Annotated in this window: 1 protein-coding gene; it reads left to right on the top strand. The window is 43.3% G+C overall.

Translation table 11 applies throughout. From position 1 onward, the window contains the following. A partial coding sequence (locus R7093_RS25585; protein WP_318147066.1) for a glutathione S-transferase C-terminal domain-containing protein occupies positions 1 to 446 on the top strand: 446 nt, incomplete at its 5' end. Between the last annotated feature and the right edge of the window lie 260 nt (positions 447 to 706).

Genomic DNA, 706 nt, shown 5'->3' with positions numbered 1-706 from the left:
ATGAATGGAATGATTACATCTATCCAAACGTGAATAATGGGGTGTACCGTTGCGGTTTTGCTACTTCGCAAGAAGCGTATGAAGAGGCTTTTGAATTGTTGTTTTCGGCCTTAGATAAAATTGATGCTCATCTGGCGACCCATCGCTATCTAGCAGGCAATAAAATTACGGAAGCCGATTGGCGTTTGTTCACCACGTTAGTGCGTTTTGATGCCGTGTACGTTGGGCACTTCAAGTGTAATAAACAACGCATTGCCGATTACGTCAATATTCAGGGTTATCTGAAAGAGTTGTATCAGATTGACGGTATCGCCGATACCACTGATTTCTATCATATTAAGCGCCATTATTACTTCAGTCACACAGGGATTAATCCAACGCAAGTGGTGCCTAAAGGGCCTGATTTAGACTTTAGTTCTCCTCACCAAAGAGAAATGATCGGTTAGTTTGTAACGGTTCATCCAATACAAAAGCCCTTAACGACGAACTGCGGTGGTAAGGGCTTTTATTCACGCTAATTACTGGGAGCTAGAGGGGCAATTTTTAAATATATGCTCTCCTTATTTAGCGCGGACGATGTCCATCACCAACTTACCGTCAACCTTTACTGCGCCATCTTCTTTGGCTCCGAGTGAATACTCAAATACGCCCGTCTTCATTCCACCTTTTTCTCCGTGGACCATTAGCATTAGCATGTCACCAGACT

The organism is Vibrio sp. 1580 (assembly GCF_033340055.1).
This window is presented reverse-complemented; position numbering and strand designations above follow the sequence as displayed.